A 26,620-nucleotide genomic window follows, 5' to 3' on the forward strand; every position below is an offset into this window, starting at 1 on the left:
TTTGTACACAAAGGTAGAGTATCTTCCATTTTGCATAAAGTGTAGCCGATGCTACATTGCTGAGAGTGTTGGGTGAAAAATAACCAGAAAAAGATTGAGGGTAAACCATGCGTGATGCGGCAACCACCACATCGTTAACCGAACGAACCAATACGGCGATAGGTAACGCGCTTGCCGGGCGCAAGCGTGGCGCATTCACGCCGCTGCTGTTCGCCGGGCCTGCGGTGATTGCCTCCATTGCTTATATGGACCCCGGTAACTTCGCCACCAATATTCAGGCCGGCTCGAAATACGGCTATAGCCTGCTATGGGTGGTAGTGATGGCCAACCTGATCGCCATGCTGTTTCAGGCGCTGTCGGCCAAGTTGGGTATCGTCACTCAACGTAATCTGGCAGAGATGTGCCGCGATCAATTTTCGCGCCCGGTGGTGATCGGCATGTGGCTGCTCAGTGAAGTGGCGGCGATGGCAACCGATCTGGCGGAGTTCCTCGGCGGGGCTATAGCGCTTGCCTTGCTGTTCCATATGCCGCTGTTGCCGGGAATGGGGGTGACCGCGGTCATTACCTACGCTTTGCTGATGGTGGAGAAAAAGGGGTTCCGCCCGGTAGAGCTGATGATCGGCGGCCTGGTCGCGATTATTGCCCTGTGTTACCTGGTCGAGATGTTCATTGTACCGGTGGATTGGGCTGCGGCGGGCATGGGCATGGTTACGCCGCAGTTGCCGGATGCACAGGCGTTGACCATCGCGGTGGGGATTATCGGCGCCACGGTGATGCCGCATGCCATCTTCCTGCACTCAGGGCTGACTCAGCACCGTGCGCCGGCCAGTGACAGTGGTGAAAGGCGTAAACTGCTGCGCTTTTCCAATATTGAGGTGGTGATTGCCTTATCTGTCGCCGGGCTGGTGAATATTGCCATGGTGATTATGGCCTCCAGCGCCTTCCATGCCGGTAACAGCGACGTGGCGGAGATTGGCACCGCCTACCATACGCTGACGCCGCTGTTTGGCGCTGCGGCGGCGGGTATCTTCCTGATGTCGCTGATTGCTTCCGGCATTTCCAGCTCGGTAGTGGGGACGATGGCAGGCCAGATGATCATGCAGGGCTTTGTCGGTTTCCGTATCCCGGTATGGGTACGCCGCATGGTCACCATGGTGCCGGCGTTCATCGTGGTAGCTCTGGGGGTTAATGCCACCGACGCGCTGGTTTACAGCCAGGTCGTATTGAGCCTGGCGCTGCCGGCGCCGATGATTGCCCTGGTGATGTTCACGCGTCGCCGCGACATCATGGGCGAGTTCGTGAATAGCCGCCTGACCAGCCTGGTATCGATCATCGGTACGGTGATTATTATTCTGCTCAACATGGTGCTGCTGCTGCAAACCTTCGGTGTCGCCATTCCCGGTCTGGGCTGATACCAAGCCGTGCAACCCAGTGTCACGGCCTGGCAACGGCGAGCTCCCGTTAAGGCGTCGTTTTTGGCGTTGGGTTTTGTCCCTGGGTCAGAGCCTTCTCATCGTCGGAGATGCTGCCGGTATTTGCCGCCCATACGCCTTCCTGAGTCTTGGTGACCTGTTGGTGAGCGGCATTCAGGTTTTGGCCAACGGCAGCAATATGATTAGACTCCACACCGCCGGTATTTTCCGCCCAGGGAATGGTTTGATCGTTGGCCCGCGCGAGCCCGCTTAACAACAGAGGCAGGATGACCAGTGTGGCATGAGTAACGACTTTCATTTTCATGATCTCAATGTCCTTTAATGCGTATGGCATACGGTGGTTTGGCCATAGCGTTATCAGTGATAAACAATTGAGGGGGGAGGGATAGCCTTAAGTCAGTCTACTAACGGCTGGCGGTTTGGGATCCGCAATACGCCCTGTTCATACAGTCTAGGCCTGGCTTCCAGCGGCTGCGGTGGCGTTGATGTAAACGGAATCATTCATTTCTAAGCGGACATGTAAAACTGTTTCATGAGAAATAATTCGCATGTTTATAATATTCGGGGTCCTGCAAACAGTTTTATGGCCTAACCTTTCATTTAAGGTAGAAAAGGCAGGGTTGGCGTAGTTATCCGTCTCATCTCATTGAGTTTTTTACCTCAGATTACGCCGCTCCCTTTTCTTGCTTCCCGGAAAAAAGCGTGCTGATAAAGTCGACGAATACGCGTATTTTATGGCTGCGGTCGCGCAACCTTGGGTAAAGGATATTGACGGGGGCGCCAACGGGAGCCCATTCCTGTAAGACCGGCTCCAGTGTCCCCGCCAGCAGGTAACTTTCTAACGTGCAATCCAGCAAATAGACCAGTCCGAGATGGTTTTTGGCCACTTCGCATAAAGACTGCGAATGATTAAAACTCAGCAGTGGGCTGGGGGACAGTTGATAGACTTGCTCGTTACGAATAAATTGCCACGGATCTGCCATTGCTTCACCTGAGCGGATAAAACCAAGCCGCACATGTTGTTGCAACTGTTGCGGGTGTTCCGGCCGGCCATAATGGTCAAAATAGACACTTGAACCGCAACACAGGTAGTGCGGTTGGAATAGTTTGCGGCTGACCATATCCGGAACATCGTTGGCGCCGATTCGAATAAACACGTCTGCACGATCCTCTACCGGATTGACCAGCCGATCGCTTACCGACACGCTGAGCTGTATTTCCGGATACTGTGCCAGAAATGCCGGCAGTGCAGGGGCGATATGCATACTGCTGAGCATCGAGGCAATCTCAACGCGCAAGGGGCCGCGGGGTTGTTCAAATTCATCCGACATATCGTTCTTCAGTCGATCAAACTGCTGCAATATCTCTTGCGCCGAACGATAGCAGCGCTCACCGGCCGCAGTCAGCGAAAAACGGCGGGTTGAGCGTTTAAAAAGCGGCTGTTGAAACTGCTTCTCGAGCTGGTTAATGCTGTAAGTGATGCTGGCGGGTGATAAACCCAGTTTAGTTGCAGCCTGGCTGAACCCTTCCATTTCCACTACCTGACAGAAAACGCGCAGGGCGTGCAATTCATTCATTTTGGCTACGTCCATTATTTAAATTTTTAAAAGAATATTTTTAAATTTGCCCACTGTCAATCAGGTGCGAAGTTGATTAAATTATTTTCATCATCTGTCGTTTAATGATGACGTAATTTACCGCATGGTTAAATATAATATGTTAAGGATATTCAATGAAAAAAATAATCGCTGCTTTATTGCTGGTGGGGCCAGGTTTGTTCACTCAAGCCTACGCGGCTGAAAATAATCTGGCGCATCAAGGTTATAAAGTTTCTGCTGATGCTGGTATAGCGGCGGAACAAAAAGCCGTTTACGATACGATAAATCGCTATCAGACTGCGCTTAATGCGGGTGATACCAACACTATTTTATCGTTGTTCGCGAGTGAGAGTTACTCACAATGGAATGAAAAGCCAACCGCGGACACTAGCGAAAAACGCCGCCAGCAATATGACGAATTATTTAAGAAAGAGAAGTTTGAAACAGAATTCGCCTATGACAGCGTTCGCGTTAACGGCAATATGGCTTATGTGCGTACTCACCATCACCGTGGGGCGACGGTTAGTCGAATTAGCGATGGCGCAACGCTAATTGATTTGAATCGGGAAGTCTTTATTTTAGAAAAACAGCAGGGGTATTGGAAAATTGTAGTTTATACATTTAACACCAACCCTATTCAGGGAGTGGGCTGAGTAATTATTAAATAAAGACCGCGAGAGCGGTCTTTATTTTCAGATTATCAACACGACTAAAGATTCCCTACGCCACCGTCGATCAGCAACTCACTGCCCACCATAAAGGCGGACTCATCCGATGCCAGGAAGACTGCCGCCTTTGCCAGCTCCCATGCCGTACCCATGCGGCCGATAGGCACCAGAGCGCGGATCTCGTCGCGCAGGGCCTGTTCATCGGCATCATTTAACCCCAGCTTGCCCAGCGCCGGGGTTTCTGTCGGGCCGGGGCTGAGGCCGTTAACCCGGATGCCGCGCGGATGCAGTTCGCCGGAAAGCGTTCGGGCCAGCGATAACAGCCCGGCCTTGCTGGCGGCGTAAACGTTGCTTAACGGCAGCCCGATATGTGCACTGACCGAGCCGCACAAAATAATCGACGCCGGATTAGCCAGCTGTGGCAGCAGCGCCTGGATCAGGAAGAACGGCCCCTTCAGGTTGATGTCCATCAGTCGCTGATAACTTTGTTCATCCCACTCCTGCAAAGGATGGTGCGTGACGTCACCGGCGTTGATATACAGCACGTCGAGGCGCGGCCAGTGGTTGGCCAACTGCTGCGCCAATGTACGTTGTTCAGTGATATCTCCGGCGTCGCTGCGTAACAGCAACACGTCACCCAGTTCTTTTCCCGCTGCTTCGAGGCCGCTTTGGCTGCGGCCGGTGATCGCCACGGTGGCCCCCTCGGCGATAAACTGACGCGCCGTTTCCAAACCAATGCCGCTGGTGCCGCCGGTGATCAACGCGTATTTGCCTTGTAGTCGTGACATAGCCCACTCCTGTTTATTGTCGATAAGGCCATTATTTGCGCTATAGTATCCTTTGCATAGTAGGCACCTTTTGGATACTAACGGGCGAAGAGGGATGAAATGAGCAAAGCTGGGCTTTCTGCTACGGAAAAAAATTTAGCCGGGTTGCCGACAGCGGGCGAACCTTGTCCGATGGTGGACTTCGTGAATCTGGTTGCAGGGAAGTGGGCGATTCCCATCCTTTACCGATTGATCTTGATCGACAGCCCGGTGCGTTTCAGTGAACTGCAACGTGCGGTAGCGCCGATTGCTCAGAAAGAGTTGACGCGCCAACTGCGACAGTTTGAGCAGCGCGGTCTGGTCACGCGGCAGGTGTTTCCGGAGGTCCCGCCGCGTGTTGAATATCAAATTACGTCGCTGGGCAAAACGCTGCGCCCGACGCTCGACTCTTTGGCTAACTGGATGCGGACACACGCACCTCAGTTAATTGAGGATTAGTCGCCGATACCCGGCGGATTGATGGCTGAGCGCGGGACCTTTTCATCGTGCTCACCCCAACGATCCAGCACCTGGGCGTATTCGCCGCTGACGATCACCCCATTGATGGCGGCGTTGATGGCCGCCACCAGTCCATTGTCTTTTTTAGTGGTGACCGCCACATAGGCCACGTTAGGGCCAATGCCAACCATTTTGGTTTTGCCGGTCAGCGCCGCCTTGTAGGCTCCGGTGGAATGGGGGCCGAAGTAGGCGTCGACGCGCCCGGACTGAATGCTCAGGTTGGCGGCAGCGTCGTCGGTGACATAAATCGGTTGCACCGGCGGCAGGCCGTTGGCGCGGTTCTGCTTGTCCCAGCCGAGCAGGATGTTTTCCTGATTGGTGCCGGAACCGACAATGATTCGCAGCCCGGCAACGTCTGCGGGTTGATTGATTGAATTGATTTTACTGGTGGATTTTACGTAAAAACCCAGCGTATCCACCCGATAGGTAGCGAAATCAAACTTGGTTTTGCGCAGTTTGGTCACGGCAATATTGAAAATTGCGGCGTCATACTTGCCGGAACTGATCCCGAGTGGCCAATCCTCCCAGGAAGTGGGCACCAGATTTAATTCCAGCCCCAAGCTGTCTGCCACCAGTTGTGCAATATCCGGGTCGCTGCCAATCAGCGTTTTATTGTCTTCGGCAAACAGCGCCAGCGGCGGGGAATTTTCAGACGCCACCGCGACGGTTAACTTGCCCGGCACGGCAAAAGGGTAATTGGCTGGGATCAAGGCGATGGCAGACGGGTTCTTCGCCGCTCGCACATGTTGTTGGTTGGCTTGCAGATCGATAATGCTTTGGGGTTCAGCCACGGCATGGCCGCACAGCAACAGCGCCCCCAGCGCCAGTGTTTTGAATTGCATGTTATTTCTATCCGTTGCTAATCATAGGGTTACTATTGGCGGCGGCCGCGGCCAAGTAAAGCAACAATAGTGAATAACCAAAGTGAAAAAATCGGATATGCGCTGCCCGGAACGGCGTAATTATTCTGGCTGGTTGCCTGATTCTGCATCACTCAACGCGGAAAGTGCGCAATCAGGTTGAAAGCAGTAGAATTTGTCACTCATACTGCGTACAGCTTTTTTCCCTCTACAAGGAACGCCAGATGGCCGAAGAAACGATTTTCAGTAAAATTATCCGCCGCGAAATCCCTGCTGATGTGGTCTACCAGGATGAACTGGTCACCGCTTTTCGCGACATTTCACCTCAGGCTCCGACCCATATTTTGATCGTCCCGAATGTGCTGATCCCTACGATTAACGACGTGACTGTCGAGCACGAAGCGGCTCTCGGCCGCATGATCACCGCCGCGGCAAAAATTGCCGAGCAGGAAGGCATTGCCGAAGATGGCTACCGTCTGATAGTCAATTGCAATCGCCATGCCGGCCAAGAGGTCTATCATATTCATCTGCATCTGGTCGGTGGCCGTTCATTGGGGCCGCTGCTGTCACGCTAACCGAGGTCAATCATGCGCTATAGCAAATCCCTGCGTTGTCTGATGGCGCTGGCGTTACCCGCCGTTATTTTAATGGGCTGCAGCAGCCCGAAAGGCATCGCGGTCAACGACCGACAGACGGTAGTGATGGATTCGCCGGTGCTGACCGCGGGCATTCTGGCCGACAATCCGTCGATTTCGGACGCTTCCGGGCGCGTGATGGCTACCTCGGAACTCAGTAACAGCCAATCCACACCGGTAACGGTACACTATCGTTTTTACTGGTATGACGATCAGGGGCTGGATATCCGGCCTTTTGAGGCGCCGCGCACCATCACTATTGCGCCAAATTCAGACGCCACTATTTACTCGCTTAACGGCAACCTCGATGCCAAACGCGTGCGTCTGTATCTATTCTTGTAAACTCTTGGTTCAGTGGGAGAGGGATTAATGAAAAAGTATCTATTTGTGGCGCTGGCCGCGTTGACGTTAACCGGCTGTTTATCGCGTCCGCCGGAACCGGAGCAACCGCAGCCGCCGGTGACGGTTGAGCCGGTAACGCCGCCGATCGAGCAGCCACAACCGCCGGTTAGCGAGCCGGTACCGCAACCGCCGAAAATTCAGCAGCTCGATTGGCTTGGCAGCGTACAGCCGCTGGTGAACCAGATGCTGAAAGCCGATGGCGTCAATCCAGGCAGCGTGCTGTTGCTCGACAGCGTGAAGAACAACACCAACGGTGCATTGCAGACGGCGAAAGCGACCTCGGCACTGCACAAGGCGTTGGCATCCAATCAAACCTTCTCCATCGTGCCGGAAGCGCAGTTGGTCAGTGCCAAACAGACGCTGGGCCTGTCGGCGGATGACAGCCTGGGTTCACGCAGCAAAGCCATCGGTCTGGCGCGGATCGTCAGTGCACAGTACGTGTTGTACAGCGACGTCAGTGGCGACGTGAAGTCCCCAACGTTAGATATGCAACTGATGCTGGTGCAAACCGGTGAAATCGTCTGGTCAGGCAATGGCACCGTCAAACACTGAAGCCACGTTGCGAGCACTGATTGAGAACGAACTGCCGGCGGTGAAAACCGCCGGTTGTCGTTTCAGCCCGGTGCAGGGCCTGACCGGTGAAAGTTGGCGTATTGAAGGCGAAGGTGTACATCTGTTGGCGCGTCAGCAAAGCCCAGAGAAAAGTGCGCTGGGCGTCAGCCGTCGGCGCGAGGCGCGAGTGCTGCATCGCCGTGGGAAGGACATCGGGCCACAGGTTTTAGTGCAAAATAATCAGTGGATTATCCTGCAGTGGCTTGATGGTGACGTTGTCACAGGTGCGGGTTTTTCTCGCTTCAATGAGCAGGGCGATTTGGCGGCGTTGCTGGCCGGTTTGCATCGGCAACCTCCCAGCGGCTACCCGTTGAACCTGCCTTGGCAATTTGCCCGTTATTGGCAGCAATTGGATGGTCGGCGTTTGACGCCGGCCTGGCTGCGGTTGCATCAACACTTTCAGCACCGCCGCACACCAACGCCGTTGAAACTGGCGCCGCTGCATATGGATGTTCATCCGGGTAATCTGATCGTTCAGGGCGAAAATCTGCGGCTGATTGACTGGGAGTATGCGGCAGACGGCGATATTGCGTTAGACATCGCCGCGCTGTTTTGCAGTAACGCCTGGTCACCCGCGCGCCGACAGCAATTTTTGCAGCATTATGCTCGCATCGGTTACCTTGATTTGCCCTTGCTGCGCAGGCAGGTTCAGCGCTGGCTCCCGTGGGTGGATTACCTGATGCTGCTCTGGTTTGAAGTGCGCTGGCAACAGACCGGCGATCCTGAATTTTTGCGCTGGGGCGCAGTGTTGCACCGGCGTTTTTGTTTAACATCCCATGTTCTATACCTAAAATAATTGGAGTTGCATTGAGGCGGCCAGTCTGTAAGTCCCCAGGAGCATAGATAACTATGTGACTGGGGCGTGCAGGCGCAGCCAACAAAGAGGCAGCTTCAAGTAGACAGGTATAAATGAATAATGAAGTGAGGTGGCCGTGGGCCCAGTAATGTTAGATGTCGCCAGCTATGAGCTGGACGCAGAAGAACGTGAGATCTTAAAACACCCGCTGGTGGGCGGCCTGATCCTCTTCACCCGCAATTTCCACGATGCACAGCAGCTGCGTGAGCTGGTGCGGCAGATCCGCGAGGCTTCCCACGATCGGCTGGTGGTGGCGGTGGATCAGGAAGGCGGCCGCGTTCAGCGTTTCCGCGAAGGTTTTACCCGCCTGCCGGCGGCACAGTCATTTGCCGCCCTGAATTCTGCCCATGAGGGCAAGCGTCTGGCGCAGGAGGCCGGTTGGCTGATGGCAGCGGAAATGATCGCGCAGGATATCGACATCAGCTTCGCGCCGGTGCTGGATATTGGCCATGTCAGCGCCGCGATTGGTGAACGCTCGTTCCACAGCGATCCAACGCAGGCGTTGGTGATGGCTGAGCAGTTCATTTTGGGCATGCACAGCGCCGGTATGAAAACCACCGGCAAGCATTTCCCGGGGCACGGTGCCGTCAGCGCTGATTCGCACAAAGAAACGCCGCGCGATCCACGTCCACTGGCGCAGATCCGCGAACATGATATGGCGATCTTCCGCGAATTGATTAACCGTCAACTGCTGGACGCCGTAATGCCGGCGCACGTCATCTATACTGAAGCAGACCCGCGTCCGGCCAGCGGCTCCCCTTATTGGTTAAAGCAGATCCTGCGTCAGGAGTTGGGCTTTGACGGCGTCATTTTCTCGGACGACCTGTCAATGGAAGGGGCGGCGATCATGGGCAGTTATGCCGAACGTGGCCAGGCGGCGCTGGATGCCGGCTGTGACATGATCCTGGTGTGCAATAACCGCGCAGGGGCGGTCAGCGTGCTGGATAACCTGTCCCCGGTCAAAGCAGATAGGGTGAAGCAGTTATATCATCGCGGTCAGTTCACCCGTCAGGCGCTGCGTGATTCTGCGCGCTGGCAGCAAGCGCATAAGGAATTGAATGCGCTCAGCGAACGCTGGGAGGAGCACAAACAGCGTAATGCGGGGTGAACCCAGGGCGTCGTAATGCGGCGTAAACGATGAGGGCTGCGGCGCGGCCCTCAGCTTGTTGCGAGGATCCACATGATTATCTATCTACATGGCTTCGATTCAACCAGTCCCGGCAATCATGAAAAGGTGTTACAGCTCCAGTTTATCGATCCGGACGTGCGCTTTATCAGCTACAGCACCTTGCATCCACGCCATGACATGCAGCATTTGTTGAAAGAGGTGGACAAGGCGGTTCAGCAGGAAGGGGATAAACATCCGCTGATCTGTGGGGTGGGTTTGGGGGGCTTTTGGGCCGAACGTATTGGCTTTCTGTGCGGCATCCGACAGGTGATCTTCAACCCCAATCTGTATCCTGAAGAACATATGCAGGGCAAAATCGACCGGCCGGAAGAGTACCGTGACATCGCCACCAAGTGTGTCGAAGACTTCCGCGAGAAAAATCGCGATCGCTGCCTGGCGGTGCTTTCCCGCCACGACGAGGTGTTGGACAGCCAGCGCAGTGCGGAACTGCTGCACAAATACTATGAAATCGTCTGGGATGAACAGCAGACGCACAAGTTCAAAAATATCTCGCCTCACCTGCAACGTATCAAGGCATTCAAGACCCTGCTTTAACAGTTTTATAACGCGCGATGTCGCCGCAATGCTTGCTTTTTACAGGCAGACATTGCGGTATTTCGCGGTCAAAAAGCGCCGTTTGGCCCGTTGGACGGTAAAATTTGAAACTGTGACCCAGCGCTAACTATTTGAATCACAATCCTCAAAATTTCCCTTCGTCCAGCCTTTAACCAAAAAAGTTTGATGTACATCAATTTTGGTATTACCAAATAACCCCCCATGCTATTCTGGCTTTAGATAGCAGGTTTAATTTACGCGAACCCTATGTATTCTAAGGATATTATTTCTTTACCCTTGGGCAACAATTGGTTCACATTTAGGGGGTTATTTTGACAACGCCAAAGAAAAAAATCGTCATCGTGGGTGGTGGCGCCGGTGGTCTGGAACTGGCGACCAGCCTGGGCCATAAACTCGGTCGTAAGCATAAAGCTGAAATCACGCTGGTGGACCGTAACCACAGCCATCTGTGGAAACCTTTGCTGCATGAAGTCGCAACCGGTTCCCTTGATGATGGCGTTGACGCGCTGAGCTACCTGGCGCATGCGCGCAATCACTCTTTCAGCTTCCAACTGGGTTCGCTGACCAACATCAATCGTGAAACCAAAACGCTGCACCTAGCGCAAATCTGCGACGAGCAGGGTGGCGAATTGGTGCCTGAGCGCGAGTTGTCTTACGACATTCTGGTGATGGCGCTGGGCAGTACCTCGAACGACTTTGGCACTCCTGGCGTAAAAGATCACTGTATCTTCCTGGATAACCCGCACCAGGCGCGACGTTTTCACAACGAGATGCTGAACCTGTTCCTCAAGTTCTCGGCGCAGCCGGGGCAAAAAGAGCGGGTGAATATCGCTATCGTTGGGGGCGGTGCCACTGGCGTTGAGCTGTCCGCCGAGCTGCATAATGCTGTGAAACAGCTGCACAGCTATGGTTTTGAAGGCCTGGACAACAGTGCACTGAACGTGACGCTGGTCGAAGCGGGCGAGCGTATTCTGCCTGCGCTGCCGCCGCGTATTTCGGCTGCTGCACATCAGGAACTGAACAAATTGGGCGTGCGCGTGCTGACCAACACCATGGTCACCAGCGCGGATGCCAACGGCCTGAATACCAAAGGTGGCGAATTTATTGATGCCGATCTGATGGTGTGGGCGGCCGGTATCAAGGCGCCGGACTTTATGAAGGACATCGGCGGGCTGGAAACCAACCGCATCAACCAGCTGGTGGTAGAGCCAACGTTGCAAACTACGCGCGATCCGAACATTTTCGCCATCGGCGACTGCGCTTCCTGCCCGAAAGAAGGCGGTGGTTTTGTACCGCCGCGCGCCCAGTCGGCGCACCAGATGGCATCACGCTGCTTTACCAACATTCTGGCGCTGATGAACGGTCAGACGCTGAAGCCGTACGTGTATAAAGACCACGGTTCGTTGGTGTCTCTGTCCCGCTTCAGCACCGTGGGCAGCCTGATGGGCAACCTGATGCGCGGCTCGATGATGGTGGAAGGCCGCATTGCGCGCTTTGTTTACATCTCGCTGTACCGTATGCACCAGGTCGCTTTGCACGGCTACATCAAAACCGGCCTGATGATGCTGGTTGGCGGCATTAACCGGGTGATCCGCCCGCGTTTGAAAATGCACTAACCGCCCCGTTATCGACCACCCACGCCGGTTCGCCCGCGTGGGTTTTTTTATGCCTACAGCCGCAAGAACGGGGAGGCAGCAGCTGATTATTCAGCACAATGTCCCGTCGTTATGGGTAAAAGTCTTAAGAATCCTCCTAAACACTGGGGGTAAGTGGGATTTCCGGCATTTTTGGTCACATTGTCTTATTGCGAGGTTCTGGAACATTGTGCAGACTTTCTCTCGTTTACAGACGGCGCGTCGCGCACGCCGTAAACCGGAATACCACGTGCCGCCAATGCGCAAAATAATAAGCGCGGTGCAATGTCGGTAAAGTCCCCGGTACAAATGCGTGGTAACACTTTCAGGAGGATTTCCTGTGAACAAGTCAATGTTAGCCGGTGTGGGTATTGGTATTGCAGCCGCTCTGGGTATTGCTGCGGTTGCCAGTCTTGACGTTTTCTCTTCCGGTCCGCAATACGCGCAGGTACTCGCTGCCACGCCGATCAAAGAAACCATCAAGACCCCGCGTCAGGAATGTCGCAATGTGACCGTCACTCACCGTGCGCCAGTACAGGACGAGAATCGTCTTGCCGGCTCCGTGCTGGGTGCGGTCGCCGGCGGCGTCATCGGTCATCAGTTCGGTGGGGGTCGTGGACGTGACGTCGCGACGGTCGTCGGCGCATTGGGCGGCGGCTATGCCGGTAACCAGGTGCAGGGGGCGATGCAGAATAACGACACCACCACCAGCACGCAGCAGCGTTGTAAAACGGTCTACGACAAATCACAGAAAATGCTGGGTTACGACGTGACCTACAAGATTGGCAATCAGCAGGGCAAGATCCGCATGGATCACGATCCCGGCACCCAGATCCCGCTGGATAAAAGCGGCCAGCTGGTGCTGAACAAAGCCTGATCGCCCGATAAGAATTAAACCCGCGAACAGTGTTAGTTCTGATCGTTTAACTCAGTTAAGCGAGCGGCATTAATATTGGCGCGGGTTTCTGTCTATTTACTCCCCGCCGTTTTGCCGTCAGGCCAGTACTGACGCTATTTCCCGCACTAATGTATCCGTGCGATTTATCCGGGCATAACTTCAATAGTGCAACAGTGTTTGTTATATTATTGTGCAATTGAGCGGGTGTTGTGGCGTGATGCCACCCCGGCCAAACCTGAGAATTGGGTCTCCCGGAGACAGAGATAAAAACATGTTAGATTTTCGCTTTCCGACAGCGTTGCAAATGGTACTTAGCGTAGCCGTGGCTGAAAAGCTGGGCGTGCGTTCGACCAGCGCGGTCCTTGCCGCCGGTCTGGAAGCCAATCCCAGTTTTATCCGCAAGCTGATGGTGCCCTTGACCAAAAATGGCATCATCGTTTCTACCCTCGGCCGTAATGGTTCGATTCACCTGGGGCGCCCGGTGGAGCAGATCACCCTGCGAGATATTTACCTGTCCGTGATTGACGATAAGCGCATCTGGGCCGCCCGGCCGGAAGTGCCGGCCCGCTGCCTGGTCAGCGCCAATGCCTGTTGGTATTTCAAGTCGGTGGTAAACGAAGCGGAAGAAGCGTCGCTGGAAGTACTGGCGCGCCATACGGTAGCCGACGCGTTGGCCGAGCTGGAGCGGGGCGACAAGCGTGCCTGTGCGGAATATATGGCGCGTGCCGGTCAGGATGCAGAGACAGCGGAAAAATAAATCACGCTAAACGCTAAAACAAAGAAAAAGCCCGGTGTTTAAACCGGGCTTTTTTATGGCTGACAAAGTCCTTTGCCGTTAAAAAATCTGCTCTTGGGACGAATAAAAACAAAGAATTATGTCTTCTGAACTACCTCAAACATCCGAAAATCCCATTTTTCGGGTGTTTGTCATCAGACTAAGCCCGGTGTTTAAACCGGGCTTTTTTATGGCTGATACAAACGGAAGATTAGACCGTTTGCTGACGTGCCTTACGTGTGACCATACGACGCAGGGTCACGTAGAACACCGGGGTCAGGAACAACCCGAACAGCGTGACGCCCAGCATGCCGGCAAACACCGTAATACCGGTGACGCCGCGCACTTCGGCCCCGGCACCGTGCCCCAGGATCAGGGGAATGGTTCCGGCGATAAAGGCGATAGAGGTCATCACGATCGGCCGCAGTCGCAGACGGCAGGCTTCCAGCGCCGCTTCCATGATGCTTCTGCCCTGCAGCTCAAGTTCGCGGGCGAACTCGACAATCAAAATGGCGTTTTTACAGGCCAGCCCCATCAATACCACTAACCCTACCTGGACGAACACGTTGTTGTCGCCGCCGGTCAGCCAGACGCCGAACAGCGCCGACAGCATGGTCATCGGCACGATCAGGATCACCGCCAGCGGCAGCGTCCAGCTTTCGTACAGCGCCGCCAATGCCAGGAAGGCCAGCAGTACCGCCACCGGGAACACAATAATCGCCGCATTGCCCTGGGTTGACTGTTGGTAGCTCAGGTCGGTCCATTGGATGTTCATACCGTTCGGTAACAGCTTATTGGCCATGATCATCAGTTCACTCATTGCCTGTGACGATGACAACACCCGTGGATCGGCATCGCCAATCAGGTCCGCCGCCGGGAAACCGTTGTAGCGGATCACCGGGTCCGGGCCGTAGGTGGTGCTGATGCTGACCATGCTGCCAATCGGCACCATTTCACCCTTATCGTTACGGGTGCGCAGGTTAGCGATATCCTCCACGCTGTCGCGGAACTGACCATCAGCTTGGGCCATCACTTTCCAGGTGCGACCGTAGCGGTTGAAGTCATTGATGTATGACGAACCAAGGTAGGTCTGCAGCGTGCTGAACAATGCGTTAAGCGGTACGCCTTGCGCCTTGGCCTTGTCACGGTCAATTTTTGCGTCCAACTGCGGCACGTTGGCCTGATAAGACGAAATAGGGAAGCCCATGCCCGGCGTTTGCATGATGGCACCCGACATCGTATTGATCGCAGTCTGCAGCGCGCCATACCCCAGACCGGCACGATCCTGAATATACAGCGAATACCCGGAACCCTGACCGATGCCGAGAATGGGCGGTGGCATGATCGAGAAGGCGAAGCCTTCCTGGATCTGTGAAATCTTGGCGTTAATTTCGGCGTTAATCTGCGCCGCACTGCGGGTGCGGGTGCTTAACGATTCAAGCGCAAAGAACACGGTACCGGTGTTGGGCGTATTGGTGAACTGCAACGCATTCAAACCGGGGAAGGAGACTGCATCGGTTACGCCGTCGACGCTCAGGCCGATAGCGCTCATCTTGCGGATCACCGCATCGGTACGCTCCAGTGACGAACCTTCCGGCATTTTCACCCCGCCAATCAGGTAAAGTTTGTCCTGAGTCGGGATAAATCCGCCCGGCACGGTTTTAAACATCACCCCGGCGGCACACAGCAACAGCACGTACACCACAAATACCGCGCCACGCTTGCCTAACGCACGTGAAACCCCACGCTGATAACGTTGCGAACTGTTGGCAAAGAAGCGGTTGAACGGGCGGAACAGCCAACCGAATAACCGATCAATCAGGCGTGACGGCATGTCCTTCGGCGCACCGTGCGGTTTGAGCAACAGCGCTGCCAATGCGGGTGACAGGGTCAGCGAGTTGATGGCGGAAATCACGGTCGAAATGGCGATAGTGACGGCAAACTGCTTATAAAACTGGCCGGTAACGCCGGAAAGAAACGCCATCGGGACGAACACGGCGCACAGCACCACGGCGATGGCGATAATCGGGCCGGAGACTTCGCGCATTGCCTGATGCGCTGCCGCCAGCGGCGACAGACCTTCTTCAATATTACGCTCGACGTTTTCCACCACCACGATGGCATCGTCGACCACGATACCGATGGCCAGCACCAGCCCGAACAAACTCAACGTATTGAGCGAGAAACCCAACAGATAGAGCGCAGCAAAGGTGCCGACAATGGAGATCGGAACCGCCAGCAGCGGGATGATCGACGCGCGCCAGGTCTGCAGGAACAGGATGACCACCAGAACCACCAGCAGCACCGCTTCAAGCAGGGTATCTATTACCGAGCGGATAGAATCGCGTACGAACACCGTAGGGTCGTACGGCGATTCCCAGCTCATGCCGTCCGGAAAGCGGGTCGACAGCTCGGCCATTTTGGCCCGCACCGCATTGGACAGTTCGATGGCATTGGCACCCGGTGCCTGGAAGATACCAATCCCGACCGCGTCTTTATTATTGAGCTGGGCACGCAACGCATAGCTGCCGGAACCCATTTCAATACGCGCCACGTCACGCAGGCGGACGATCTCGCCGTTGTCGCCGCTTTTGAGAATGATATTACCGAACTCTTCCTCAGTCTGCAGGCGGCCCTGCGCGTTGATCGACAGCAGGTAATCGCTGCGGGTCGGCATAGGTTCCGCCCCCAACTGGCCGGCGGAAACCTGCACGTTTTGCTCCTGCATGGCGGTAACCACGTCAGAGGCCGTCAGCCCGCGTGAAGCGACCTTGTTCGGATCCAACCAGATGCGCATCGCATATTCGCCCGCACCGAAGATCTGTACCTGACCGATCCCCGGCAAACGGGCCAGCTCATCCTTGACCTTCAGGGTGGCGTAGTTGCGCAGGTACAGTGAATCGTATTTGCCGGAAGGGGAGACCAGATGCACCACCAGCGTCAGGGCCGGTGATTGTTTCTGGGTGGTTACCCCCTGGCGACGCACATCCTCCGGCAGGCGCGCTTCGGCCTGCGCCACGCGGTTTTGCACCTGCACCTGTGCCTGGTCAGGATCGGTTCCCGGGCGGAAGGTGACGGTGGTTACCAGGACACCGTCGGAACCGGCTACCGACTTCATGTACATCATATTTTCGACGCCGTTGATCGCTTCTTCCAGCGGCGTTGCTACCGTTTCGGCAATCTCTTTCGGGTTGGCGCCCGGGTATTCTGCGCGCACCTGCACGCTGGGCGGCACGACGTCAGGGTACTCGCTGATCGGCAACAGCGGGATGGCAATCACGCCGCCGACAAAAATCAGGATCGACAGCACCGCGGCAAAAATCGGTCGGTCGATGAAAAAACGGGAAAAGTCCATGGCTCAGAATTCCTGCTGGGGCTTAGTTAAGCGCGGAAGCATCGGCGTTGATCGTCACGGTTTTTGCTGCAACCGGCATGCCCGGCATAAACACTTTTTGCATACCGTCGACGATCACCCGATCGCCCGCAGACAGGCCTTTGCGGACAATGCGCAGTCCGTCAGCCACGCGGCCGACCTCGATGTCTCGGCGCTGCGCCTTGCCGTCTTTATCGACGATATAAACAAACTTGCGGTCCTGATCGGTCATTACCGACTTGTCGTCAATCAGCATGGCGTTGAACACGGCGCTGCCGGGCATCTGCACCCGTGCAAACAGCCCTGGCGTAAAGCGGCGCTCGGCGTTTTCCAGCAGGGCGCGCATACGAATGGTGCCGGTGCCGGCGTTCAGTTGGTTATCGGTGAAATCCACCACGCCCTGATGCGGATAGCCGTCTTCGCCCACCAGCCCGACCTTCACCGGCAGTTTTGCCGTGCGTCGGCCATCGTTTTGGTACCGCAGGAAGGTGGCTTCATCGACGTCGAAATAGACATACACCTTATCGAGCGAGACCAGCGTGGTGAGCACGCTGGCGCTGTCGCCGGCGGTGACCAGGTTACCGGCAGTGATCATGGCGCGGCTGGCGCGACCGTCGATCGGGGCGATCACTCGGGTAAAGTCGAGATTCAGCTGTGCCATGTCGAACTGGGCCTGGGCCGCTAAAACGTTGCTCTGTGCCTGTGCGGCGGAGGAGCGACGTTGTTCCCATACCTCGGTCGAAATCGCCTGGCTGCCAATCAGCTTCTCGGTACGGCTGGATTCGCTGCGCGCCAGCGCGGCCTGGTTGCGCGCCCGCACCAGTTCGGCCTGAGCCTGTTCGCGCGCGGCGCGGTAGGTACGATCGTCTATGGTAAACAGCACCTGACCTTTCTTGACTTCATCGCCTTCGGTGTAATTCACCTTGTCGATATAGCCGGAAACCCGCGGACGCAACTGCACGCTTTGCACCGCTTCGATTCGGCCATTAAAGGTATCCCATTGGCTGATGGGTTTGATTACCACGTCGGCGGCGCTGACGGCAGGCGGCGGGGGGGCCGCATTCTTGGCGGCGCTGTTATCACACCCGGCCAGCAGCGTGACCAGCAGCGCAATCGCCGAGAGGCGTGCGCCGAAACCGATGGCGTTATGACGGCCTGGAGAGGGGAACAATGAGTTTGGCTGGCTTGGCATTCTTTTTATTTCCAGTGGGTAAGCACGATCAGGCCATACACCCGGCCCTGTTATCCGGGTAACGACTCTGGCCTGGGGCCGACGGCAGTGCGGTTGCACCGTCATCGGCGCAACGGTTAGGTTTTGAAACACATTGTTGTCACATTAATGTATCAATATCGGTTACATTAATTGGGTGGATTATAGAAGTGCCCCTCCGTTAAATGCAATAATAAAAATTGCATTTAGTGCGAAACTGCTGCAACGTAATGACATCGGGCAGCGGATTTACCTGCCAACGTCATGGGAGCGTCAGCATGAATAGCACGGGCTTTATTACTGATTTGATTGAGTGGATTGACAACAATCTGGAAGAGAAGCTGGATATCAACACCGTGGCGGGGCGCGCGGGGTATTCCAAATGGCATCTGCAGCGTATGTTCAAGCGCCAGACCGGCTACGCGCTGGGGGAGTATATCCGTATGCAGAAGCTGAGGCTTTCAGCCGAGCGCCTGGCCAACAGCGGCGAGCCGATCGTCAGCGTGGCGATTTCACTCGGCTTCGATTCGCAACAGTCCTTCAATCGCAGTTTTAAACGCCATTACGGCCAAACCCCGGGTGACTGGCGCCGAGGTGGAATGCAGCCGCACATGACGGCCAACCGACCGCACTGAGGCGGATTGCAGACAGCAAAAAAGCCTGAACTCGCGTTCAGGCTTTCTCGTCAAATAGGGCGGTGAGGGAGGGTTTGATTCGCTGCGTTCAGCCTCCCGGTCGGTATGAGATGCAAAAAAAAGTCTGGAGGTTAATCCAGACTTTCTCTTTAAAATATGGCGGTGAGGGAGGGGTTCGAACCCTCGATACACTTTCGCGTATACACACTTTCCAGGCGTGCTCCTTCAGCCACTCAGACACCTCACCGTATTTTGTTGTTGCGTACTCACTGGTGCAACGGGGCGCTACTATAGGGAGAGAGGGCGATCCGGTCAAGCAGAATTTCTTGGTTTCGACGCGTCCGGTTAACCTGTGTTCGCTTTGCCGAAAACTACGGCGAACCGCACGCACAGGCAGTTTCGCCAGGGCGTTTCCTGCGCCGCAGGCAACAAAAAAGCCTGAACTTGCGTTCAGGCTTTCTCTTTAAAATATGGCGGTGAGAGAGGGGTTCGAACCCTCGATACACTTTCGCGTATACACACTTTCCAGGCGTGCTCCTTCAGCCACTCAGACACCTCACCGTTTTACTTCATCGCCAACGCGTTGCGCTGTCGACGGGCGCTAATGTAGGAGAATCTGATCCCAGCGTCAACCCTCTTGTGACATAACCATGACTGTTTAGCTAAACTTGCAGCAATTTGCTGATTTCCCGAGCAATCGACCACCGCGGAACACACATCCGCTGGACCCTCATGGGGCTAAATTACCTTGCAGGCTAATATTTGTACATTTTGGTGTTGGTTAGCTCAATATATCAGCAGTGGGATTATCTATGGTGCAGTTATATGCATTAATACTGGATTATTAGTCATATGTGTCGCTAAATAGATTGGTGCAGGCACGGCGGTTTTGGCAAGGAATATCACACCGCCGCGCAGGTTGCCGGGCAAGACGCCGGCGATAACGCAGACAGGGACTGACCTATTAAATAATAATGCAGTAGAGGTTCATTTTGACTCCATCGGACTCCACAACGGCAGCGCCGCAGCGCCATGCCATCCCCCCGGGCGCCGGGGCACTGTTCTTTATCCAAATCTTTGCCACCCTGGGTTTTGCCGTGCTGTATTCCACGCTGGTGCTCTACGCCACCAAGCGCCTGGGCTTCAGCGAAGGCAGCGCCAACGCCATGATGGGCGTATTTGGTGCGTTCAACTACGGTTTGCATATGTTTGGCGGTTACCTGGGCGGGCGCTTCCTCAGCAACCGCAACCTGTTCGTGCTGGGCATGGTGCTGCAGGTGATCGGTTGTGCATTGATCGCCGTGGCGGGCGTTTGGGGGCTTTATTGGGGGCTGGCGATGTTCCTGACCGGCAGCGGGCTGAACGTCACCTGCATTAATATGATGCTGACCCAGCGCTTTAAACCGGATGACGATCGGCGCGAATCGGCCTTTTTGTGGAACTACGCCGGGATGAACCTGGGGTTCTTTGTCGGATTCACCGTGGCCGGCTATTTCCAACTGACTGAAAACTACCGCGCTCTGTTCCTGTTCGCCACGTTGGGCAATGTCGCGGCGATCATCGTCGCCGTCAGCCGCTGGCGCATTCTGGCCGATCTCAACACCCCGCTGCACGATGCCAGCCGTTCGCAATACCGCTGGCGCATGCTGGTCGGGCTGGCAGTGTTGGTGGCGCTGGTGCCCATTATCCGCGTGATGCTGACCCATGCCGAATTCAGCGGCCACTTCGTGATTGGCCTCGGAGTACTGATTTTCCTGATGTTATGCGTGGTGACGCTGCGCCACCACCCACGTGACGAACGTCGCCGGATGACGGCTTATCTGATCCTGGCGTTAGGCTCTCTGGTGTTTTGGGCGCTGTATCAGTTGGCCCCAATGGGGCTGATGCTGTTCTCCGAGCACAATATCAATCTGAACGTTTATGGCATTCAGGTGGCGCCGCAGTGGATCCAGAACATCAATACGCTGGTGATCGTGGTGGGTGGCCCGCTGATGGCCTGGTGGTTCAATCGCCTGCGCGCTCGCGGCTGCAATATCGATATTCCGATGCAGTTCTCCGGTTCGCTGTTTTGCATCGGGCTGGGCATGCTGGTGTTGCCGTTGGGCATTAGCCTGGCCGGCGGCGACGGGCTGGTGGCGTTCAAATGGATCGCGATCAGTTACGTGTTGCAGAGCATCGGCGAACTGATGATTTCCCCTATCGGTTACGCGATGATCGGCAAACTGGCGCCACCGCGTTATCAGGGCGTGATGATGGGCTGCTGGATGATGGTCACCGGCGTTGCTTCGGTGCTGGCAGGCTATGTCTCCGGCCTGATGCCGGAAAACAGCGGCAGTACCCCGTTGCAAACTAACCCTGGCTACAGCGAGGTGTTCAGCGTACTGGGTTGGGGCGCCGCGGGCGTTGGCGTGGTGATGCTGATTTTGATCCCGCTGTTGCGCAGGCTTATCCGGCATGACGCTCCTGCCGCAGCCTGAGATCCCACGGTCTAAAAACAGCCCCACTGGTCGGGGCTGTTTTCATTTTGAGCTTTAGCGCTTGCATCTGTTGGCGAATCGCGGAAGTCTGGATGCAAATGCATAAAAACAGACGGGAGCCGCACAACAGATGAACATCATTTTTTATCACCCTTTCTTTAACGCCCAGGACTGGCTGACAGGCCTGTCGCAGCGTCTGCCACAGGCGACGGTACGTGCCTGGCAACCTGGCGACGATCGTCCGGCGGATTATGCGCTGGTGTGGCGGCCGCCCTATGAGATGCTGGCGAATCGCGGCAAATTAAAAGGGGTTTTTGCCCTCGGCGCGGGCGTTGATGCCATCCTGGAACAAGAGCGCCAGCATCCCGGCACTCTGCCGGCAGGCGTTCCGCTGGTGCGCCTTGAGGACACCGGCATGGCGCAACAGATGCAGGAATATGCGCTTAGCTATGTGCTGCGTTATTTCCGCCGTTTTGATGAATATCAGTTACTGCAACAGCAGCAGAAGTGGCAACCGCTCGATCCCCATCAGCAGGAGAATTTCACCATTGGCATTTTGGGGGCGGGGGTGTTGGGGAAAAGCGTGGCGCTGAAACTGGCGGAGTTTGGTTTCAACGTGCGTTGCTGGAGCCGCAGCCCTAAACAGATTGCCGGCGTGCAGAGTTTTGCCGGTGTAGAGCAACGCGCCGCATTTCTCGATGGCGTGCAATTGCTGATCAACCTGCTGCCCAATACGCCGGAAACCGCCGGTATCCTCAATCAGCAACTGTTTACGCACCTGGCGCCTGGCGCTTATCTGATCAATCTGGCGCGTGGCGCGCATCTGGTTGAGGACGATTTACTGCAGGCGCTGGAGCAGGGGCAAATCGCCGCCGCTACGCTGGATGTGTTCGTTGAGGAACCGCTGCCACAGGCGCATCCGTTCTGGCGTCATCCGCGTGTCACCATTACCCCGCATATTGCTGCCATCACCTTGCCGGAAGCGGCGATGGATCAGATAGCGGCAAACATCCGTGCGCTTGAATCCGGCCAAACACCGGCCGGCGTGGTGGATGTGCAACTGGGTTACTGATCTTTCGGTGATGCACCTGCTAAGCTAATTGAATAATAAACCGCGCCTGCCGCCGTATTTACGGCAGGCCGCCAAGAAGGAGAAGTAATGTACCCCGTTGATTTACATATGCACACCGTCGCCAGCACCCACGCCTACAGTACGCTGCATGACTACATCGTCGAAGCTCGGCAAAAGGGCATCAAACTGTTCGCCATCACCGACCATGGCCCGGATATGGCCGATGCGCCGCATTATTGGCACTTTATGAACATGCACGTGTGGCCACGTCTGGTGGACGGCGTGGGCATATTGCGCGGCATCGAGGCCAACATCAAAAACCTGCAGGGCGATATCGACTGCACCGGCCCGATGCTGGATAAAATCGACGTGATTATTGCCGGTTTCCACGAGCCGGTATTTGCACCGCAGGATAAAGCGGCCAATACCGAAGCGATGATCGCCGCGATGGCGCAAGGTGACGTGCACATAATCAGCCACCCGGGCAACCCAAGATATCCGATCGATATTGCGGCGGTTGCTGCCGCCGCGGCCAAATACGACGTGGCATTGGAACTGAACAATTCGTCGTTCACCCATTCGCGCAAGGGCAGCGAGGATAATTGCCGGGCGATTGCCGCGGCGGTGCGTGATGCCGGTGGCTGGTTAGCGCTGGGCTCGGATTCACACATTGCTTTCTCGCTCGGCGGTTTCGAGCACTGCGAACGCATCATTGCCGAGGTGGAGTTCCCGCAGGAGCGTATTCTCAACGTGAGCCCACGACGCCTGCTCGATTTTCTCGAGCGTCGCGGCAAGCCGGCGATTGCGGAATTGGCCGATTTGTGACATCGTCCCGGCAAATTTTTCCGTATTGTATAAGGCATTATCATGAATGAGTTTTCCGTTGTTTGCCGCGTGCTGGGTACGCTGTTTTATCGCCAGCCGCAGGATCCGTTGCTGGTGCCGCTGTTTACGCTGATCAAAGAAGGCAAGCTGCAACAGCACTGGCCGCTGGAACAGGACGAACTCTTGGTACGCCTGCAGCAGGGTTGTGATGTGAACCTGCTGTCCAGCGACTTCAACGCCATGTTCGTCGGCAGCGAATGCAGCGTGTCACCTTTCCGTTCGGCCTATGTTGAAGGGGCAACCGAAGCGGAAGTGCGTACTTTCCTGCAACAGCGCGGCATGCCGCTCGGAGAAGCGCCGGCCGATCATTTCGGTTCTTTGTTGCTGGCGGCCTCCTGGCTGGAAGACCAGTCTCAGGAAGACGAAGCGCAGGCGCAAATCACGCTGTTTGACGACTATCTGCTGCCATGGTGCGGCCGTTTCCTCGGCAAAGTAGAAGCTCACGCCACCACCGGTTTTTACCGCACTTTGGCGCTGTTGGCTCGCGAGTCGATTCAGGCAATGCGTGACGAACTGGCGGAATACGAACAGGAAGAAGACCAGCCGGGCGAAGAGGGCGAACAGCCTTAATCCGCGAGTGGCCGGCTGGCGCCTGATGGCGAAGTCGGCCTTTTCCCGCCATCAATGTTCCCCGCTACACAGGTTTTCATCCCCCATACGTAAACTGACAAAAAATCCCCTAATCTGACGCTTTACCGGCGGCCTGGCCTTTTTGTGCCTGCACGCCTTGTTTCCTCACGCAAAGGGTAGAGCATGAAAAATAACTGGATGCAGCAGATCCAATCGATGATTGGGCAAAAGGCCGGTTCAATCGGCGGTTCGGAAGGTATCGGCAAGCTGCTGGCCCCGACTGCGCTGGGTGGCCTGGTGGGCGTTTTGCTGGCGAATAAGTCTTCGCGCAAGCTGGTCGGCAAATTCGGTAAAAATGCGTTGATTATCGGCGGCAGCGCAGCGGTTGGTGCAGTGCTGTGGAATAAGTACAAACAACGGGTGAAAGAAACCCACCAGAACGAACCACAGTTTGGCCTGCAGACCACGCCGGTGGACTTGCGTGCCAAACGTCTGGTGCAGGCGCTGGTATTTGCCGCCAAAAGCGACGGGCATATCGATGCGGAAGAAAAGCTCGCCATCGACCACAGCCTGGAACAGCTGCAGGTGGGTGAAGAAGCGCAAAAATGGGTGCAAGAGGCGATCGACCAGCCGCTTAACCCGGATTTGATCGCCCAGAGCGTCAAGAATGAAGATGAAGCGCTGGAAGTGTATTACCTGAGCTGCATGGTGATCGACGTGGATCACTTTATGGAGCGTGGTTATCTGGATGCCCTGGCGCAGTCGTTGAAGATCCCGGCGGACGTCAAGCAGGGCATAGAAAACGACGTGAACGAGAAAAAACGCGAGCTGGCATAGCGCCGCTTGGCAAGCCGGGGGGAATCGTGTCACTCTTGCCTTAATCAAGGTAAGCGGATGATTTAACAATGATGACCCCCCCTAAGGCAGAAAAACGTCCTTATCCCATTACGGTTCACGGCGACACGCGTGTGGACGACTACTATTGGCTGCGCGACGACGATCGCGCAGACCCGCAGGTGTTGGACTACCTGCAGGCGGAAAACGCCTTCACCGATGCGGCGCTGAAACCGCAGCAGGCCCTGCGCGAAACGCTGTATGAAGAAATGGTAGCGCGCATTCCTCAGCAGGAACATTCAGTCCCCTATGTCAGAAACGGCTACCGCTATCAGACGCGCTTCGAACCGGGCAATGAATACGCGATTTATGTGCGTCAGCCGCAGACGGAAAGCGAACATTGGGACACCCTGATCGACGGCAACCAGCGCGCCGAGCAGCGAGAGTTTTATACCCTTGGCGGGCTGGAAGTCAGCCCCGACAACCAACGGCTGGCGGTAGCGGAGGATTTCCTCTCCCGTCGCCAATACGACATTCGTTTCAAAAACCTCAGCGACGACAGCTGGACCGACGAAGTGCTGGAAAACACCTCCGGCAACTTCGAGTGGGCCAATGATTCAGCCACCGTGTATTACGTGCGTAAACACGCTAAAACGCTGTTACCGTATCAGGTCTATCGCCATGTGGTAGGTACCGATCCGCAGCTTGATGAATTGATCTACGAAGAGCTGGATGACACCTTCTACGTCGGGTTGGAAAAAACCACCTCCGAACGTTTCATTCTGATCCACCTAAGCAGCACCACCACCTCGGAAATTCTGCTGCTGGATGCCGATCGCGCCGACAGCACGCCGCAGATGTTTGTGCCGCGCCGCAAGGATCATGAATACGGTATCGATCACTATCACCAGCACTTCTACATCCGTTCCAACAAGGACGGCAAAAACTTCGGCCTGTATCAGAGCGAGCAGGCGGACGAAGCGCAGTGGCAGACGTTGATTGCTCCCCGCGTGGAAGTGATGCTGGAAGGCTTTAGCCTGTTCCGCGACTGGCTGGTGGTAGAGGAACGCAGCGAGGGGTTGACCCAACTGCGACAAATTCACTGGCAGAGCGGTGAAGTGAAGCGCATTGCCTTTGACGATCCGACCTACACCACCTGGCTGGCATACAATCCGGAGCCGGAAACCGAGCTGCTGCGCTATGGTTACTCCTCGATGACCACGCCCACTACGCTGTATGAGTTGAATCTCGACAGCGGCGAACGTGTGATGCTCAAACAGCAGGAAGTGAAAAACTTTACCCCGGAAAATTACCGCAGCGAGCGAGTCTGGGTGAAGGCGCGCGACGGTGTCGAGGTGCCGGTTTCGCTGGTTTATCGCCCAGATAGCTTCGTGCACGGCAGCAACCCGCTGATGGTGTATGGCTACGGCTCTTACGGCAGCAGCATGGATCCGGCCTTTAGCGCCAGCCGCTTGAGCCTGTTGGATCGCGGTTTTGTCTTTGCGCTGGCGCACATTCGCGGCGGCGGCGAATTGGGGCAGCTGTGGTACGAAGACGGCAAGCTGTTCAACAAGCAAAATACCTTCAACGACTTTATCGACGTGACGGAAACCTTGATTGCTCAAGGCTACGGCGATGCCAAACGGGTATTCGCCATGGGTGGCAGCGCCGGCGGCTTGCTGATGGGCGCGGTGATTAACCAGGCACCTCAGCTGTTCAACGGCATCGTGGCGCAAGTGCCGTTTGTCGACGTTGTCACCACCATGCTTGACGAGTCCATTCCACTGACCACCGGTGAATATGACGAGTGGGGCAACCCGAACGAACGAGCTTATTACGACTACATTTTGCAGTACAGCCCGTACGATCAGGTCAAGGCGCAGGATTACCCGCATATGCTGGTCACCACCGGCCTGCACGACTCGCAGGTACAGTATTGGGAACCGGCCAAGTGGGTAGCAAAATTGCGTGAGTTGAAAACTGACGACCGCCAACTGCTGCTGTATACCGATATGGATTCCGGCCACGGCGGCAAGTCCGGGCGTTTCAAGGCCTACGAGGATATCGCGCTGGAGTACGCCTTTATTTTGGCGCTGGCGGAGTAACCTTCTGGCGGGCGGCTGG

At 55.8% G+C, this 26,620-nt stretch carries 25 protein-coding genes and 2 tRNA genes; 19 read left to right on the forward strand and 8 right to left on the reverse strand.

Annotated features, from left to right (window positions below; all coding sequences use genetic code 11):
• The first annotated feature begins 107 nt into the window (after positions 1–107).
• Complete coding sequence (locus EBA31_RS09530) at positions 108–1,412, forward strand: Nramp family divalent metal transporter (protein WP_020826348.1); 1,305 nt, start codon at positions 108–110, stop codon at positions 1,410–1,412.
• A gap of 49 nt (positions 1,413–1,461) precedes the next feature.
• Here EBA31_RS09530 and EBA31_RS09535 read toward each other — a convergent pair whose 3' ends face one another.
• Both EBA31_RS09535 and EBA31_RS09540 read right to left on the reverse strand, forming a co-directional pair.
• Positions 1,462–1,737, reverse strand: coding sequence for a hypothetical protein (locus EBA31_RS09535; protein ID WP_116690748.1), 276 nt, complete (start codon positions 1,735–1,737; stop codon positions 1,462–1,464).
• Positions 1,738–2,098: 361 nt separating this feature from the next.
• Entirely contained in the window at positions 2,099–3,010 is a 912-nt protein-coding gene (locus EBA31_RS09540; protein ID WP_046373907.1) for a LysR family transcriptional regulator, read from the reverse strand.
• Between the two features lie 155 nt (positions 3,011–3,165).
• Here EBA31_RS09540 and EBA31_RS09545 point away from each other — a divergent pair, with 155 nt between their 5' ends.
• The gene (locus EBA31_RS09545) at positions 3,166–3,684 is read left to right on the forward strand and encodes a nuclear transport factor 2 family protein (protein ID WP_122078594.1); all 519 of its coding nucleotides are present in this window, start codon (positions 3,166–3,168) and stop codon (positions 3,682–3,684) included.
• A gap of 56 nt (positions 3,685–3,740) precedes the next feature.
• Here EBA31_RS09545 and EBA31_RS09550 read toward each other — a convergent pair whose 3' ends face one another.
• Complete coding sequence (locus tag EBA31_RS09550; RefSeq protein WP_122078596.1) at positions 3,741–4,487, reverse strand: SDR family oxidoreductase; 747 nt, start codon at positions 4,485–4,487, stop codon at positions 3,741–3,743.
• Between the two features lie 99 nt (positions 4,488–4,586).
• Here EBA31_RS09550 and EBA31_RS09555 point away from each other — a divergent pair, with 99 nt between their 5' ends.
• Positions 4,587–4,964, forward strand: coding sequence for a helix-turn-helix domain-containing protein (locus EBA31_RS09555; protein ID WP_075207786.1), 378 nt, complete (start codon positions 4,587–4,589; stop codon positions 4,962–4,964).
• Here EBA31_RS09555 and EBA31_RS09560 read toward each other — a convergent pair.
• Positions 4,961–5,866, reverse strand: a complete 906-nt coding sequence (locus tag EBA31_RS09560; protein ID WP_122078598.1) for an ABC transporter substrate-binding protein — start codon at positions 5,864–5,866, stop codon at positions 4,961–4,963. The genes EBA31_RS09555 and EBA31_RS09560 overlap by 4 nt on opposite strands.
• Before the next feature lie 242 nt (positions 5,867–6,108).
• Here EBA31_RS09560 and hinT point away from each other — a divergent pair, with 242 nt between their 5' ends.
• From hinT to EBA31_RS09605, 9 genes are all read left to right on the forward strand, one after another.
• Positions 6,109–6,459, forward strand: a complete 351-nt coding sequence (hinT, locus tag EBA31_RS09565; RefSeq protein WP_122078600.1) for a purine nucleoside phosphoramidase — start codon at positions 6,109–6,111, stop codon at positions 6,457–6,459.
• A gap of 12 nt (positions 6,460–6,471) precedes the next feature.
• On the forward strand, positions 6,472–6,861 hold the full coding sequence (locus EBA31_RS09570; RefSeq protein WP_020826356.1) for a YcfL family protein: 390 nt from the start codon (positions 6,472–6,474) through the stop codon (positions 6,859–6,861).
• A gap of 27 nt (positions 6,862–6,888) precedes the next feature.
• Entirely contained in the window at positions 6,889–7,473 is a 585-nt protein-coding gene (lpoB, locus tag EBA31_RS09575; RefSeq protein WP_020826357.1) for a penicillin-binding protein activator LpoB, read from the forward strand.
• Positions 7,454–8,329: a thiamine kinase gene (thiK, locus tag EBA31_RS09580; RefSeq protein WP_122078601.1), complete on the forward strand. Its 876-nt coding sequence runs from the start codon at positions 7,454–7,456 to the stop codon at positions 8,327–8,329. The genes lpoB and thiK overlap by 20 nt, the downstream gene beginning before the upstream one ends.
• A 148-nt stretch (positions 8,330–8,477) precedes the next feature.
• The gene (gene nagZ, locus EBA31_RS09585; protein WP_046373903.1) at positions 8,478–9,497 is read left to right on the forward strand and encodes a beta-N-acetylhexosaminidase; all 1,020 of its coding nucleotides are present in this window, start codon (positions 8,478–8,480) and stop codon (positions 9,495–9,497) included.
• Between the two features lie 72 nt (positions 9,498–9,569).
• Positions 9,570–10,112 (forward strand): alpha/beta hydrolase YcfP, encoded by a 543-nt coding sequence (gene ycfP, locus EBA31_RS09590; protein WP_020826360.1) that lies wholly within the window; start codon positions 9,570–9,572, stop codon positions 10,110–10,112.
• 332 nt (positions 10,113–10,444) lie between these two features.
• Positions 10,445–11,749 (forward strand): NAD(P)/FAD-dependent oxidoreductase, encoded by a 1,305-nt coding sequence (locus tag EBA31_RS09595; protein WP_020826361.1) that lies wholly within the window; start codon positions 10,445–10,447, stop codon positions 11,747–11,749.
• Between the two features lie 358 nt (positions 11,750–12,107).
• A complete protein-coding gene (locus tag EBA31_RS09600; protein WP_169534192.1) occupies positions 12,108–12,644 on the forward strand; it encodes a glycine zipper 2TM domain-containing protein in 537 nt (178 codons plus the stop codon).
• Between the two features lie 292 nt (positions 12,645–12,936).
• A complete protein-coding gene (locus EBA31_RS09605; RefSeq protein ID WP_020826363.1) occupies positions 12,937–13,422 on the forward strand; it encodes an Rrf2 family transcriptional regulator in 486 nt (161 codons plus the stop codon).
• Positions 13,423–13,651: 229 nt separating this feature from the next.
• Here EBA31_RS09605 and sdeB read toward each other — a convergent pair whose 3' ends face one another.
• Both sdeB and EBA31_RS09615 read right to left on the reverse strand, forming a co-directional pair.
• A complete protein-coding gene (gene sdeB, locus EBA31_RS09610; RefSeq protein WP_122078603.1) occupies positions 13,652–16,795 on the reverse strand; it encodes a multidrug efflux RND transporter permease subunit SdeB in 3,144 nt (1,047 codons plus the stop codon).
• Between the two features lie 22 nt (positions 16,796–16,817).
• Complete coding sequence (locus EBA31_RS09615) at positions 16,818–18,005, reverse strand: efflux RND transporter periplasmic adaptor subunit (RefSeq protein ID WP_122078605.1); 1,188 nt, start codon at positions 18,003–18,005, stop codon at positions 16,818–16,820.
• A gap of 296 nt (positions 18,006–18,301) precedes the next feature.
• On the opposite strand from EBA31_RS09615, the gene EBA31_RS09620 reads away from it, so the two are divergent.
• Positions 18,302–18,658, forward strand: a complete 357-nt coding sequence (locus EBA31_RS09620) for a helix-turn-helix domain-containing protein (RefSeq protein WP_122078607.1) — start codon at positions 18,302–18,304, stop codon at positions 18,656–18,658.
• Between the two features lie 157 nt (positions 18,659–18,815).
• On the opposite strand, the gene EBA31_RS09625 is transcribed toward EBA31_RS09620, so the two are convergent.
• Together EBA31_RS09625 and EBA31_RS09630 are read right to left on the reverse strand one after the other, a co-directional pair.
• Positions 18,816–18,905, reverse strand: a tRNA-Ser gene (locus tag EBA31_RS09625).
• Positions 18,906–19,129: 224 nt separating this feature from the next.
• Positions 19,130–19,219 (reverse strand) — tRNA-Ser (locus tag EBA31_RS09630).
• 431 nt (positions 19,220–19,650) lie between these two features.
• Between EBA31_RS09630 and EBA31_RS09635 the strand changes: the two genes are divergently transcribed.
• The 6 genes from EBA31_RS09635 to EBA31_RS09660 all read left to right on the forward strand — a co-directional run bounded on the left by EBA31_RS09635 (position 19,651) and on the right by EBA31_RS09660 (position 26,601).
• The gene (locus EBA31_RS09635) at positions 19,651–21,135 is read left to right on the forward strand and encodes a peptide MFS transporter (RefSeq protein ID WP_122078609.1); all 1,485 of its coding nucleotides are present in this window, start codon (positions 19,651–19,653) and stop codon (positions 21,133–21,135) included.
• A 130-nt stretch (positions 21,136–21,265) separates the two neighbouring features.
• Entirely contained in the window at positions 21,266–22,207 is a 942-nt protein-coding gene (gene ghrA, locus EBA31_RS09640; protein ID WP_122078611.1) for a glyoxylate/hydroxypyruvate reductase GhrA, read from the forward strand.
• 87 nt (positions 22,208–22,294) lie between these two features.
• A complete protein-coding gene (locus EBA31_RS09645) occupies positions 22,295–23,032 on the forward strand; it encodes a phosphatase (protein WP_122078614.1) in 738 nt (245 codons plus the stop codon).
• Positions 23,033–23,074: 42 nt separating this feature from the next.
• Positions 23,075–23,662 (forward strand): molecular chaperone, encoded by a 588-nt coding sequence (locus EBA31_RS09650; RefSeq protein WP_020826370.1) that lies wholly within the window; start codon positions 23,075–23,077, stop codon positions 23,660–23,662.
• Between the two features lie 183 nt (positions 23,663–23,845).
• Complete coding sequence (locus tag EBA31_RS09655; RefSeq protein ID WP_020826371.1) at positions 23,846–24,499, forward strand: tellurite resistance TerB family protein; 654 nt, start codon at positions 23,846–23,848, stop codon at positions 24,497–24,499.
• 68 nt (positions 24,500–24,567) lie between these two features.
• Positions 24,568–26,601, forward strand: a complete 2,034-nt coding sequence (locus tag EBA31_RS09660; protein WP_116690740.1) for a S9 family peptidase — start codon at positions 24,568–24,570, stop codon at positions 26,599–26,601.
• The last annotated feature ends 19 nt before the right edge of the window (positions 26,602–26,620 follow it).

The organism is Serratia sp. P2ACOL2 (genome assembly GCF_003691565.1).
In the GTDB taxonomy this organism is placed as follows: domain Bacteria; phylum Pseudomonadota; class Gammaproteobacteria; order Enterobacterales; family Enterobacteriaceae; genus Serratia; species Serratia liquefaciens.